Here is a 12,697-nt window from a genome sequence, read left to right on the forward strand (position 1 = left end):
ATTCGCCGAAGGAGGGGCTGCAGGCAACAATGTGACCATCACAAACAAATTAGGTCAGCATTATTGACTTATCGTTTGTTGCGTGATCTTGTGGCACAAAGACCAAAAATTACGAGGAAGCCCCATGTTGAATTGGGAAAATATCTTTGCGACGCGCTCGAGCCGTATGCGCGCCTCTGAAATCCGCGAACTGTTGAAGCTGCTGGAGCGTCCGGACATCATCTCGTTCGCTGGCGGCATTCCCGATCCGGCGCTGTTTCCGGATCAGGAGTTCAAGCAGGCTTATGCGGACATCTTTTCCGGCCCGGCGGTCAACGCGGCACTGCAATATTCGGTCAGCGAAGGCTACAAGCCGCTGCGCGAATGGCTGGTCGGCCAGATGGCCGCGGTTGGTATTCCCTGCGAACTCGAAAACGTCTTCATCGTTTCCGGTTCGCAGCAGGGGCTCGACTATCTCGGCAAGCTGTTCCTGTCGCCAAAGGACACAGCGCTGGTCACCGCGCCGACCTATCTCGGCGCGCTGCAGGCCTTCAACGCCTATGAGCCGACCTATGATCAGCTCACCCCGAACGGCAACCGTACGCCGGCCTCCTATCGCGCGACCGCCGAGCAGGCGGGCGGCAGGGTGAAGTTTGCCTATCTCTCCGCCGATTTTGCCAATCCGACCGGTGAAACCGTCGATCTTGCTGCTCGCGAAAAGCTGATCGATCTCGGCGACGAACTGGATATCGCCATCATCGAAGATGCCGCCTATCAGTCGCTGCGTTATGACGGCGAGGCGATCCCGCCGATCCTGGCGCTCGAAATTGCCCGCAAGGGCAATATCAACGACACGCGGACGATCTATTGCGGCAGCTTTTCCAAGACGTTGGCGCCGGGTCTTCGCGTTGGCTTCGTCGTCGCTAATGCGCCTGTTATCCGCAAGCTGGTTCTGATGAAGCAGGCGGCTGATTTGCATTCCTCGACCATCAATCAGATCGCCATCCATCATGTCGCCGAACGCGGCTTCGATGCGCAGGTCGCCAAGGTCCGCAAGACTTATAGCCACCGCCGCGACTGCATGCTGGCGGCGCTTGCGAAATACATGCCTGCGGGTACGAGCTGGACGAAGCCCGAGGGCGGCATGTTCGTCTGGATCACCCTGCCGAAGGGTATGGACGGGGCCAAGCTGCTGGCAAAATCGCTGGAGACGGCGAAGGTTGCCTTCGTGCCCGGCCAGGCCTTCTTCGCGGATGGCTCCGGCCCGAACACGTTCCGCGTCAGCTTCTCCTGCGCCAATGACGAAATGATCGATGAGGGCATTTCGCGGCTTGGCAAGCTGATCGCCAGCGAGATCGGGGCGATGGCGGCCTAAGCCGCCACGCCATTTTCCAGTTTACTTCGCGAGATGCGGCGCGATCAGCGACAGGTCGGCCTCGCTGAGTCGGTCGCTTGCTGTATTGCGCTGGTGCCAGTAGGGGTACAGCAGCGGCGGCAAGCTGATGTCGTCGAGGCGCTTGCGCTCTTCTTCTGTCAGCTTCAGCTCGGCACTGGCGAGATTGTCCTTGAATTGTGCGTCCGTGCGGCCGCCGATGATAACAGACGTCACGCCCTTGCGGCCGATCAGCCAGGCGAGCGCCACTTGTGCAGCCGAGACGCCACGACCATCGGCAATCTCCACCAGCGTATCAACGATGTTCCACAGACGGTTTTCGTCGCGGATCGGCGGCTCGGTCCAGCCTGCGAACTGGCGGGTGCCTTCCGGTGTCGCCTGGTTGCGGCGATGCTTGCCGGAAAGGAGGCCGCCAGCGATCGGGCTCCAGACGAGGACGCCGAGGCCCTGGTCGAGGCTGACGGGCAACAGTTCGTATTCGGCGTCACGGGCTTCCAGCGTGTAGTGGATCTGCTGGCTGACGAAGCGTTCGCGCTTGTCGCGCTCGCTGACGCCGAGCGCCTTCATGATATGCCAGCCGGAGAAGTTCGAACAACCGATATAGCGCACCTTCCCTTGACGGACGAGCGTGTCCAGCGCTTCCATCGTTTCCTCGAGCGGCGTCTGGCCGTCCCATTCATGCAACTGATAGAGATCGATGACATCGGTCTTCATGCGCTTCAGGCTGGCTTCGCATGCCTGGATCAGATGCTGGCGTGAGGAGCCGGCATCGTTGACGCCCTGGCCCATCGGGAAGCGGGCCTTGGTGGCGATCAATACGCCGTTCTTGCGCGGGCCGCCGATGATCTCGCCGAGAATTTCTTCGGAAGCCCCTTGCGAGTAGACATCGGCCGTGTCGATCAGGTTGACGCCGGCATCGACGCACATGTCGACCAGTCGCTTCGCCTCGCTGACACCGAGATCGCCGACGGTCTTCGCCCAGCCAACGCCACCGAAGGTCATCGTGCCCATCGTGATGGTCGAAACTTTGAGGCCGGAGCGGCCAAGCAGACGATATTCCATAGATTTACCCTCCAAAATCAGATCTGAAATTCGTGCGCTAAGAAATAGTGCGGGGCGCCGGTGGTCAAGGTCGAATGATAGTATGAACGGTTCGGTCGGCGATTGCGGATTGTCACAATCATGTTAATCGGCACGTCTAAGGAACCCTTCTGATCACCCAGTCGAGGACGCTTCATGAAGACGTTTGTTTCCGCTTTCGCCGGCCTGTTGGCCGTCGCCCTTTTCTCTGGCTCGGCCGCCGCTGCCGACCTCGTCCTCTACACCAGCCAGCCGAACGAAGATGCACAGGCGACCGTCGATGGCTTCATGGCTGCCAATCCTGGCATCAAGGTCGATTGGGTCCGCGACGGCACCCCGCAGATCATTGCCAAGCTTCAGGCTGAGATTCAGGCTGGCGCTCCCGTGGCCGACGTTCTGCTGATCGCCGACACGGTGACGCTGGAGCGCCTGAAGGAAGCCGGCAAACTGATGGCTTACAAGTCGCCGGAAGCCGTGAATTACGATCCAGCGCTTTATGACGCCGACGGCTACTATTATTCGACCAAGCTGATCACCACCGGCATCGTCTACAACACAGCCGCTTCGATGAAGCCCGCGAGCTGGCAGGATCTGACCAAGCCGGAAGCCAAGGGTCTCGTAGCCATGCCGAGCCCGCTTGCTTCGGGTGCGGCTCTCATTCATGCGCAGACGCTTGCCGGCATCGGCAGCCTGGGCTGGGACTACTACAAGAATCTCGCTGCCAACGGCGCAATCGCTTCTGGCGGCAATGGTGCTGTGCTGAAGGCCGTGGCCTCGGGTGAAAAGGCTTATGGCATGATCGTTGATTACATGCCGATCCGCGAAAAGGCCAAGGGCGCGCCGCTGGAATTCGTTTTCCCGACCGAAGGTGTTTCGGCCGTGACCGAGCCGGTCGGCATCCTCGCCAGCGCCAAGCATGTCGACGCCGCCAAGAAGTTCGTCGACTACGCTCTGTCGGAAAAGGGCCAGCAAGGCTTCCTGAAGCTCGGCTATATCCCGGCTCGCAACGGCATGCCGCTGCCCGCCGGTTTCCCGGCACGTGACAGCATCAAGGTTTTGCCGTTGAATGCGGCCGAAGCTCTGAAGAATACCGACCAGGATCTGAAGACCTTCTCTTCCTACTACGGATCGAAGTGATCCAATCTGGACGGTCGATGTACGGATATGTGCGTAAGGGAAACAGCCAGCCAGCCTGGCTGTTTCCTTTTGTCGTTACCATCGTGATGCTGTTGAGCGTGCTACCATTGGCGCGGCTGGCGGAGGCTGGCATCGAGGCGCTTCTGCGCGGCGGTGCTTATGAACTGATCACCGATCCTGCCCTTTGGCGCTCGACCTGGTATACGATCGAGACGGCCGTGCTCGGCACAGTCATTTCCGTGCTGCTCGGCTGCCTCTTCGCTTTTCTGCTGACTTTGACCGACATTCCGGGCAGGGGGCCGCTCGGCTTTCTCTTTGTTTTGCCGATGATGATCCCGCCGCAGGTGACAGCGCTCGCCTGGGTGCAGATGTCCGGTCCATCCAGCCCCTTGTTGAAGGCGCTGCATATCGCCCCGCCGCTCGGCTCGCCGCAGCCGCTTTATTCCGTCGGCGGCATTGCGCTGCTCTATGGCGTCCAGCACGCGCCGTTGGTCTATCTGGCGCTCCGAGCCGGCCTGATGGCGCTGCCGCGCGATGGTGTCGAGGCAGCGAGGCTTTCTGGAGCCTCCGGATTTCGCGTCTTCGGCGACATCATCCTGCCACTGTCACTGCCCGGTGTCATCGCTGGCGCCGCCATCGCCTTCGTCTCTTCCATCGGCAATTTCGGCATACCGGCCATCCTCGGGATACCCGCTTCGATCTTCACGTTGTCGACGTTGATCTTCACCAAATTCTCGACCTTTGGCCCACGCACCTTCGGGGATGTCGCCGTGCTATCGGCGATGATCGCGGTGATTTCGGTTGCGGGCCTTGCCGTACAGGGCAGGGCGTTGAAGGGGCGGGATTATCGCGTTATCGGCCTTTCCGGGGCTTCCGCTGCCTTCGCGCTCGGCCGCTGGCGTATTGCTGCCATGCCGCTGCTTTGGGCAATCCTGTTCATCATGCTGGTCGCACCCTTATTCGCGCTGGTCGCCGGCGCGCTGGTGCCGGCCTATGGCGTGCCGCTGACCTTCAAGACGGCGTCGCTGCATGCCTTCACCGAAATCCTGTTTCGGCAGACGGTGACGCGCGTCGCTTTTTCCAATTCCCTGTTCCTCGCCGGGATGACGGCGCTTGGTCTCCTGGCGGTGACTGTCCTGGCGGCATACGCCCTCACGCGACGCAAGGATATGCTGAGCCGGATCGTCGGCGGACTGATCGAGATTCCCTATTCGCTGCCGGGGATCATAATTGCCGTCTGCTTCATCCTGGTTTTCGCGGCACCGTTGCCGGTTCTCAATATCACGCTCTACGGTACGATCTGGATCATCCTGCTCGCCTATTTCTCGGCCTATTTCGCCGTCAGCCTCAAGCCGGTGATGAGCGCCTTTCTGCAGCTCGATCCCGCGCTGGAGGAGGCTGCGCGTCTCTCGGGCGCCGGCTTCTTCCGCCGCCTGACCGATATCATCGTACCGCTGATCGCACCGGCGGCGGGCGCTTCGGTGATCCTGGTTTTCCTCATCGCCTGCAACGAGCTGACTGTTTCCGCATTGCTATGGTCGGCGGGCACTCAGACACTTGGCGTCGTCATCTACAACCTCGATGATGGCGGCAGCGCCGATCTCGCCTCCGCCATGTCGGTCATCGTCATTGCCATGGTCGTCACCATGATGCTGCTGCTGGAAATCCTGGCCACGCGCCTGCCGAAAGGAGTGGTGCCGTGGCGAAGCTGATCCTCAATCACGTCAGCAAGGATTTTGGCACGGGCGGCCGCCCCGCGGTCAAAGCGCTGTCGCTCGAAGTCCGCGAAGGCGGTTTCCTGGCGCTGCTCGGGCCGTCCGGCTGTGGCAAGACGACAGTGCTGAGGATGATCGCCGGCTTCGAGCAACCGACGGACGGTTCGATCCATCTCGGCGAACGTCTGCTCGCCGATGCCGCAAATATGTTGCCGCCGGAGCGGCGCAACATGGCGATGGTGTTCCAGTCCTATGCGCTCTGGCCGCATATGAACGTTGCCGACAATGTGGGGTACCCCCTCAAAGTGCGCGGCATCTCCGGCGAGCGCTATCGCCAAAAGGTACGAGAGGCGCTGTCGACCGTGCGGCTGGAAGACTATGCCGAACGGCGGCCTGCGGATCTTTCCGGCGGACAGCGTCAGCGTGTAGCGCTGGCGCGCTGCCTGGTGACATCGCCCGACGTTGTGCTGCTTGACGAGCCGCTCGCCAATCTTGATCGGCATCTGAAGAAAGAGATGGAGGAGACCTTCCGCGAATTCCATCAACGCTCCGGTGCCACCATGGTCTATGTCACCCACGATCAAAGCGAAGCCATGGCGCTGGCGACCGATGTCGCCGTGATGTCCGAGGGACAGCTGCTGCAGGTCGCCGCGCCGGCGGAAATCTACGCGCGGCCGGAAGGCCGGCTGGTTGGCGGATTGGTGGGGCAGGGCGCGATCCTGTCGCTTGCCCTTCCGGACGGCAAGCAGCGGCTGATCGATTGGCCGACGCTGAAGACGATTTGGCGGGAGCAGGAGGGCAAGACGCTGCGCGCGGACATCCTCGTTCGGCCCGAGGACGTTCTCGCCGATGCCGATGGCATCTCCTGCAAGGTGGACTCCGTCCTTTACGAAGGCGAACGCTACGCGTTGCGGCTGTCGCTACCGGACGGTCAGACGTTGAGGGCCTACAGCCGCGAGGTGATGAAAGCGGGCGATGTCTATGCGGTCGCTATCCGGTCGGCATGGCGGCTGTAATCGGCATCGCGAGCAGAAGGACAAGATAGTTGTTCGCGGCCCCCACCTGTGCTTGAGTTGCCCAATGTCACGAATGGGAGTCGCGCCATGTCCGATCAAAGCTTCCCGATTTTCGATCTCGGCGCCTTCGAGGCGGCCGGCGACGAGGAGAAGAGGCGGCTTGGTGCGGAGGTCGACGAGATCTGCCGTTCGACTGGCTTTCTGGCGATTGCCAACCATGGTGTCGATGAGGCTGTGATCGACGGCGTATGGGCAAAAACAAGAGCGTTTTTTGATCGGCCAGCCGATGTCAAACAACGGGCGAAAGCGCCTTATCCCGGCTACCCTTATGGCTATCTCGGTCCTGGCACCGAGGCATTGGCGAAATCGCGTAATGTCGACACGCCGCCCGATCTAAAGGAGAGTTTCAACGGCGGGCCGCTCGCTGTGCCGGCCGGTATGACGGATCCGGCAGCGCTCGGCTTCTGCTATGCCGCCACCATCTGGCCGGACGGTCCTGAAGGGTTTGCGGATGCATGGAAGGCCTATTACCGTTCGATGGAAAATCTGGCGGCACGGATCATGCGGGTCTTTGCCACTGCACTCGGTCTCGATGAGCATTTCTTCGACAGCTACGTCGATGCGCCGATCAGCGCGCTCAGGGCGCTGAACTATCCGGAGCAGCGTGTTGCACCACAGCCGGGCCAATTGCGCGCCGGCGCGCATACCGACTATGGCAGCCTGACGATCCTGCTGCCGCAGCCGGGGTCCAAAGGCCTGGAGATCATCGCGCCGGACGGCCAATGGACGCCGGTGCCACCGATACCCGGCGCTTTTGTCATCAATATCGGTGACCTGATGGCGCTGTGGACCAATGATCGCTGGGTCTCGACCGTGCACCGCGTCGTCAATCCGCCGCCGGAAGAAGGCGGCATGCAACGCCGGCAGTCGCTAGCGTTCTTCCATCAGCCGAACTGGTTTGCCGAGATCGCCTGCCTGCCATCCTGCCTTCCGCCGGGCGAGGAACCGAAATATGCCCCCGTTCTGTCCGGCCCCTATCTCATGGGCAAGTTCAAATCGACCGTCACGGCCAAGACCAATTGAATTTGGAAAGCTAAACCGGCTCATATCCCCACAAACCGGAATGCTAGATGTCCCTCCGCCTTGCCACCTTCAATGTCGAAAACCTGCTGACCCGTTTCGATTACACCGGTTTCCGCAATCAGTTGCGCCAGGACCGCGTGCTGAAGCTGTTCGACGTACAGAACGAAGTCATCTATCAGCAACTGGAAGCGGCACGCGTCGTGGCCGCCACTGACGACACGCGGCAGATGACGGCGCTTGCGATCGCCGATGCGGATGCCGACATCATCTGCCTGCAGGAAGTCGACAGCATGGCGGCGTTGCAGGCATTCGAATACGGCTATCTCTACCGCATGGTCGGCAATGGCTACCGGTGGAAATTCCTGATCGAAGGCAATGATGCCAGAGGCATCGATGTTGCCGTGATGATGCGCGAGGAGACCCGCGACGGCCAGCCGATCGTACTGAAGGACATCAGAAGTCACGCCATGGTGACTTATCGCGACTTCGGTCTTTTCAACGATGAATTGGCGGAACTTGGCCTTCACCTGGATGACAAGATTTTCAAGCGGGATTGCCTGGAGCTTGATTTGACCATCGGCGGCGTGCCGTTTTCCCTGTATGTCGTGCATCTGAAATCGATGGGGCCAGGGCGGGAAGGCGTCGATGGCCGCGATTCGACCATGCCGGTCCGTCGGGCCGAGACGCTCGCCGTACGCCGCATCATCGAGAACCGTTTTGGCGCCGGTCATACGGCGAGGAAGAATTTCGCCATTTGCGGCGATATGAACGACTATCAGGAGCGCGTCGATGTCATCGGCACGCGCCACACCGGCTATCGCTTCAAACATCAGGATGAAGAGACCAGCGCGCTCGATGTCTTCAGTGACGACGGCTTCGTTGAAAACGTCATGCGTCGGCGCGATGCGTTGGACCGCTGGACGCTATATCACGCTCGTGGGCCGCAGGAGCAGTGGCTTTGCCAGCTTGATTATATCTGGCTGTCTCCGGCCCTGGCGCACGCCAATGCGACGCGCATGCCTGACGTCATCCGCTCCGGTCAGCCTTTTCGTACCATATTTCCGCCCGGACAAGAGGTAGAACGTTATCCGCGCACGGGTTGGGACAGGCCGAAGGCCTCCGATCATTGCCCCGTCGTCATGACATTGGATCTATTATGACCCCCGCTTTCAAACTGCAAAACCACAAGGCCGATTGGCCGCCGGAAAACACCGTATTCCCGGTCGCTCGCATTGATCTCACCGTCATTGCCGGTGATCACCCCTTTCACGTTAGCGAGGCCAAGGCGGCGCAGGAAAATTGGAAGAAGGAGATCGCCGCCAACCCCGCACTTTTCGATGGCCGCATGATCTTTCAGCATCGTCTATCGGTCAGCGAGCGGGCTGTGGAAGGCGAAGCGTATATCACGCCGTTTTCCACATTCCTCTGGTGGCGTAAACAAAAGGAACGGCACGGCGGGTTTCATGTCTTCGCCTTTCCGGTCGCCGTCTCCTCCGATGGCGCGATCATCGCCATTCGCATGGCCCAGCATACCGCCAATCCCGGCCAGGTCTATTGCGCCGCAGGTTCGATGGATGAAAACGATATCGTCGACGGGCGCTGCGATATCGAGGGCAATATGCGGCGCGAGGTGATGGAGGAAACCGGCCTCGATCTCGAAGACGCGGCCGCCGAGTCGGGCTATTACGCCACGCATACGAACCTTTCCCTCACCCTTTTTCGCATCTTCCGCTTTCCCTGGACAGCTGAGGAGATGCTCGAGCGAATCAGGGCGCATATGCTGGTGGACGAGGAGAAGGAGATCGACGGCGCGATTGCCATCCGCTCGGCCGATCCTGCGGCGCACCACTATAGTTCGGCGATGCCGCCTATCCTTGCATGGTTCTTCGATCGTCAGGAATAGCTTTAGCTTGCGCTCAAATGTGTTGCCGTTATGTATGGTTGAGCAGGGTTGTACAGTCTAGAGTCATGTGATGGAGGCAGGAGTGGCTCGCAGCTTCAGTGTCTATGATGTATTCACCGACAGCAAGCTCGCGGGCAATCCGCTGGCCGTTATCTTCGACGCGGAGGGGCTGAGCGACGAGGCGATGCAAGAAATCGCCAAGGAGATGAATCTCTCCGAAACGGTGTTCGTTCTACCGCCGCAGAATCCGGCCCATACGGCGAGCCTACGCATCTTCACGCCCGGCCGTGAGTTACCCTTCGCCGGCCATCCGACCGTCGGCACGGCGATAGCGCTGGCTGAGCGGGCGCATGCCAGCCATGGCGGTGACGTCGACCTGGTTTCGATGTTGGACGAGCGGGTGGGGCCGGTGCGTTGCGCCGTCCGGCTCCGGCAGGAAAAGGCGAGTTTTGCCGAATTCGACCTGCCGCGGAAATCGCAGCAAATCATGCTGCCGCTCGACCGCGCCGATATCGCCAATGCGCTCAGTTTGAAGGTCACCGAAATCGGCTTCGAGAATCACGTGCCGTCGATCTGGAGCGCCGGTGTGCCGTTCCTGCTGGTGCCGGTGCATGATGTCGGTGCGGCCGAGCGACTGGAGTTCGATCCACAGCTCTGGGAGAAGACCGTGCCCTTCGTCGACGGTGCGCTCGCTTCCGCCTTCATCTATTGCCGCGGCGCGGTCAACCATACCGCCAAGTTCCATGCCCGGATGTTCCCGGTCGGGATGGGCATTGTCGAGGACCCGGCGACGGGTTCGGCCGTGGCCGCACTTTCTGGCGCCATCAACCAGTTCGACCGGCTGCCGGATGGTCATCATCCCGTCATCGTCGAGCAGGGCGTGGAGATGGGCCGCCCATCCTTCATCCATCTTCATATCGACATCGATGGTGGCGACATCGTCAACGCTCGCATCGGCGGCCAGGCCGTACGCGTCGCGACGGGAATTCTTGAGCTTTGATTTCATAAGGTTTTTGTCGTTCGTCGAAATTTTTTTGACGAATAGCCAAAGAAAATTCATCTGGCCGCTGGACAATCAAACCGATCCTATTTATATGCCCGTTCACACCGCGAGCGAGCGGTACGGGTGATTAGCTCAGTTGGTAGAGCAGCTGACTCTTAATCAGCGGGTCGTAGGTTCGAGCCCTACATCACCCACCAGCTATCCTTTTGATTTTCAAAACAGAGGTGGCTTTTTTGTAAATATCGCTGTCGGCAGATGCGGGCAGGGATCGGCGAGAATTATCCTGCTGAAGTACCAAATTTCCCGAAAAAATCCCGAGCCGATATCCTAGACCGTGCATCCAACGGACCTGCTCTAAAGCGGCTTAGCGCTCAGAGTTGTCAACAATCATCCCTAATGCTCTTGGATCCGCCGACCTGGAGGTTTTTTGCCCCTGCAAGGCATAAAGGGTGCATTATCAGATGACTGAGACTGTTCTTCCCACCGAAGCCACGCTGCTTGCAAGAATCCGTATTTCGCTTGCAGGAATGGCTGCGGAAGAGGTCGTCCAGGGCTCGCGGTCGATCGGGGGAGCCGGTGCATCCGGATCCGATCTCGACATGGCGACCCAAATCGCGACCCAGATGGTTCTCTCTTATGGGATGGGCAAAGTTTGAGGTTCCATGTCGACCGGCAGAAGATTGCCGCGGGGTTCGTGCTGCCTCCGGAATATCATGCGGAAATCAGCGGCATCCTCGGCAAGGAGTATAGAGCCGCCAAGGAGTTGCTTAGCAAAGAGAAGGCCAGGCTGATGAGAATGGCTGCCGAGCTAGTCGTCGATCGGCGAATGGAGTTTCAAGCGAGAGGATCGGCCGAAGTGAGGATGTTGCTAGATCAACACTACATGCTCGACCGCTCGATCTGCATGGATATCGAGAAAAGCCGGCATTTCCTTAGTTTGTAAGCATAGGAAATAGCTCGCCTTGACGCTTGAACTTGCGCGCCTCCTCCCGTCGTCCTGATCGAGGATACGACCTCCTCGGTGTGGGCCGTCGATGTCCTCGTGGACGAATCTGCATGATTTCGTATATCGAAAGGCTCGGCGGCAGCTTTCTTCCTGGAGGGACGGTCGCTGAGGAACCCAAGGTGGCGCAGCCGCAGCGTCCTGCGGAGGGCATCCTCTCGGCGCTGGAAGCCGCGTTCCTCGCGCTCGAGGCGATGGACGACCGCCCACAGGAGCGAGGCTAACCATCGCGCGGCGTTTGGGCAGCGCGTTGCCCTTGTCGCGGTCGTAGGCAAGGCTATGGCGTACAAGGAACGGGTGATTGTCATCGGTCGATGACCCGTGCAAGTGCCCGAACTCACACAGGTACATCCCCGTCCAGTCCCTCACGAAACGGCTTGACAGCACCTCGTATGGGCTGTGCTCTTTTCATCCTGCGCCGCCCGCCAAACTATCGTTTCTTCGCGACCTCGCCTGAGAAACGCTACATTTCATCCCTCTATACCGTAGCGCGTGGCCGGATGTTGACGGGATAGATTGGGCCCAAGGTGCCGCCGGGCGTCTTCGAAGGCATCCCAGTCACCGATGTCGGGCAGGGAAGGAATGGTGACCAACTCACCGCGATCAAACCCTACCAGCGCCGCGTCGACCAGTTCGCCTGCCTCCATGATCATCGTCGGATCGAGCCTGTCGATATCGAGACCCGCTCGTTCGAATATTTCGGTTCGGGTGAGGCCAGGTAACACCGCCTGTAACCGAATGCCATATGGTCGCGTTTCCTTGTCCAGCCCCTGCGTCAGCGCGAGCACGAAGGCTTTGCTGGCAGCGTACAGCGCATTAAATTTCTCGGGGGCCAAGCAGACGACCGAGCCGATATTGATAATGGCGCCGCCGCCCCTTTCTGCGAAGGCTTTTGCGGCCGCCTGCGTCAAAAACATCAACGTGGTGATATTCAGGCTCGCCATGGCTTCGATATCTGCCTTCCCGGTCGATAGCATCGGCCCCCTCGATCCCAGGCCGGCGCAATTGACGAGGAGCCGGAGTGTTGGGTCTTCCGCGACATGTTGTTCCACCCGCTCGAGGTGGAACCGGTTAGTCAAGTCAACCGCGAGGATGTCGACGGCGACGCCGGTTTCCTCTCGCAATCGCTCCGCCAGCGCGTTCAGACGCATGCCATCGCGCGCGACCAGGAGAAGGTCGTGGCCGCGCTTTGCGAGCCGATCTGCGTAGGTTGCGCCGATCCCGGACGATGCACCGGTGACAAGGGCTTTGGGCGGTGAAGACGATCGGGTCATATTGCGATCCTGGGCTGAGAACGACATGACCGGAAACATAGGTGCAACCTTCGTGGATGGCTTGTCCAAAACGGTTCATGCTTGTCAGAACTTGCTTCAGTTGCGCCTCTT

Annotated in this window: 13 protein-coding genes and 1 tRNA gene; 12 read left to right on the forward strand and 2 right to left on the reverse strand. The window is 60.0% G+C overall.

The genetic code is table 11. The annotated features are described in order from the left end of the window. Positions 1–124 precede the first annotated feature (124 nt). The gene (locus tag FHT86_RS03680; RefSeq protein WP_133705581.1) at positions 125–1,354 is read left to right on the forward strand and encodes a PLP-dependent aminotransferase family protein; all 1,230 of its coding nucleotides are present in this window, start codon (positions 125–127) and stop codon (positions 1,352–1,354) included. A gap of 21 nt (positions 1,355–1,375) precedes the next feature. Here the strand turns inward: FHT86_RS03680 and FHT86_RS03685 are convergent, their stop codons facing one another. Then, positions 1,376–2,434 (reverse strand): aldo/keto reductase, encoded by a 1,059-nt coding sequence (locus tag FHT86_RS03685; protein ID WP_133705582.1) that lies wholly within the window; start codon positions 2,432–2,434, stop codon positions 1,376–1,378. A gap of 174 nt (positions 2,435–2,608) precedes the next feature. Between FHT86_RS03685 and FHT86_RS03690 the strand changes: the two genes are divergently transcribed. The 11 genes from FHT86_RS03690 (at position 2,609) to FHT86_RS03735 (ending at position 11,536) form a co-directional block, all read left to right on the forward strand. Next, the gene (locus FHT86_RS03690) at positions 2,609–3,589 is read left to right on the forward strand and encodes an ABC transporter substrate-binding protein (RefSeq protein WP_133705583.1); all 981 of its coding nucleotides are present in this window, start codon (positions 2,609–2,611) and stop codon (positions 3,587–3,589) included. A 17-nt stretch (positions 3,590–3,606) separates the two neighbouring features. Beyond that, complete coding sequence (locus FHT86_RS03695; RefSeq protein WP_133705584.1) at positions 3,607–5,301, forward strand: iron ABC transporter permease; 1,695 nt, start codon at positions 3,607–3,609, stop codon at positions 5,299–5,301. Beyond that, on the forward strand, positions 5,289–6,320 hold the full coding sequence (locus tag FHT86_RS03700) for an ABC transporter ATP-binding protein (protein ID WP_133705585.1): 1,032 nt from the start codon (positions 5,289–5,291) through the stop codon (positions 6,318–6,320). Before FHT86_RS03695 ends, FHT86_RS03700 begins: the two co-directional genes overlap by 13 nt. An 87-nt stretch (positions 6,321–6,407) precedes the next feature. Next, a complete protein-coding gene (locus FHT86_RS03705) occupies positions 6,408–7,403 on the forward strand; it encodes an isopenicillin N synthase family dioxygenase (RefSeq protein ID WP_133705586.1) in 996 nt (331 codons plus the stop codon). A gap of 47 nt (positions 7,404–7,450) precedes the next feature. Further along, positions 7,451–8,563: an endonuclease/exonuclease/phosphatase family protein gene (locus FHT86_RS03710; protein ID WP_133705587.1), complete on the forward strand. Its 1,113-nt coding sequence runs from the start codon at positions 7,451–7,453 to the stop codon at positions 8,561–8,563. Then, positions 8,560–9,306, forward strand: coding sequence for an NUDIX hydrolase (locus tag FHT86_RS03715; RefSeq protein WP_133705588.1), 747 nt, complete (start codon positions 8,560–8,562; stop codon positions 9,304–9,306). The genes FHT86_RS03710 and FHT86_RS03715 overlap by 4 nt, the downstream gene beginning before the upstream one ends. A gap of 82 nt (positions 9,307–9,388) precedes the next feature. After that, the gene (locus FHT86_RS03720) at positions 9,389–10,306 is read left to right on the forward strand and encodes a PhzF family phenazine biosynthesis protein (protein WP_133705589.1); all 918 of its coding nucleotides are present in this window, start codon (positions 9,389–9,391) and stop codon (positions 10,304–10,306) included. A gap of 124 nt (positions 10,307–10,430) precedes the next feature. After that, positions 10,431–10,506: transfer RNA gene (locus FHT86_RS03725), tRNA-Lys, on the forward strand. Between the two features lie 264 nt (positions 10,507–10,770). Then, positions 10,771–10,965 carry a hypothetical protein gene (locus tag FHT86_RS37730; protein WP_246779367.1) on the forward strand — a complete coding sequence of 65 codons (195 nt, stop codon included), beginning with the start codon at positions 10,771–10,773 and terminating at the stop codon, positions 10,963–10,965. A 38-nt stretch (positions 10,966–11,003) separates the two neighbouring features. Then, complete coding sequence (locus FHT86_RS37735) at positions 11,004–11,252, forward strand: hypothetical protein (protein WP_246779368.1); 249 nt, start codon at positions 11,004–11,006, stop codon at positions 11,250–11,252. A 113-nt stretch (positions 11,253–11,365) separates the two neighbouring features. Beyond that, positions 11,366–11,536, forward strand: coding sequence for a hypothetical protein (locus FHT86_RS03735; protein ID WP_166656736.1), 171 nt, complete (start codon positions 11,366–11,368; stop codon positions 11,534–11,536). Between the two features lie 246 nt (positions 11,537–11,782). Here the strand turns inward: FHT86_RS03735 and FHT86_RS03740 are convergent, their stop codons facing one another. Then, the gene (locus FHT86_RS03740) at positions 11,783–12,586 is read right to left on the reverse strand and encodes an SDR family NAD(P)-dependent oxidoreductase (protein WP_133707058.1); all 804 of its coding nucleotides are present in this window, start codon (positions 12,584–12,586) and stop codon (positions 11,783–11,785) included. Between the last annotated feature and the right edge of the window lie 111 nt (positions 12,587–12,697).

Source organism: Rhizobium sp. BK313, from assembly GCF_014193655.1.
Taxonomy (GTDB): Bacteria; Pseudomonadota; Alphaproteobacteria; order Rhizobiales; family Rhizobiaceae; genus Rhizobium.

Bases quoted from the DNA above. Each gene is read 5' to 3' on its own strand.
- FHT86_RS03690 (WP_133705583.1), top strand. From the start codon at position 2,609: ATGAAGACGTTTGTTTCCGCTTTCGCCGGCCTGTTGGCCGTCGCCCTT.
- FHT86_RS03710 (WP_133705587.1), top strand. From the start codon at position 7,451: ATGTCCCTCCGCCTTGCCACCTTCAATGTCGAAAACCTGCTGACCCGT.
- FHT86_RS03735 (WP_166656736.1), top strand. From the start codon at position 11,366: ATGATTTCGTATATCGAAAGGCTCGGCGGCAGCTTTCTTCCTGGAGGG.
- FHT86_RS03685 (WP_133705582.1), bottom strand. From the start codon at position 2,434: ATGGAATATCGTCTGCTTGGCCGCTCCGGCCTCAAAGTTTCGACCATC.
- FHT86_RS37730 (WP_246779367.1), top strand. From the start codon at position 10,771: ATGACTGAGACTGTTCTTCCCACCGAAGCCACGCTGCTTGCAAGAATC.
- FHT86_RS03680 (WP_133705581.1), top strand. From the start codon at position 125: ATGTTGAATTGGGAAAATATCTTTGCGACGCGCTCGAGCCGTATGCGC.
- FHT86_RS03695 (WP_133705584.1), top strand. From the start codon at position 3,607: ATGTACGGATATGTGCGTAAGGGAAACAGCCAGCCAGCCTGGCTGTTT.
- FHT86_RS03705 (WP_133705586.1), top strand. From the start codon at position 6,408: ATGTCCGATCAAAGCTTCCCGATTTTCGATCTCGGCGCCTTCGAGGCG.
- FHT86_RS03740 (WP_133707058.1), bottom strand. From the start codon at position 12,586: ATGACCCGATCGTCTTCACCGCCCAAAGCCCTTGTCACCGGTGCATCG.
- FHT86_RS03715 (WP_133705588.1), top strand. From the start codon at position 8,560: ATGACCCCCGCTTTCAAACTGCAAAACCACAAGGCCGATTGGCCGCCG.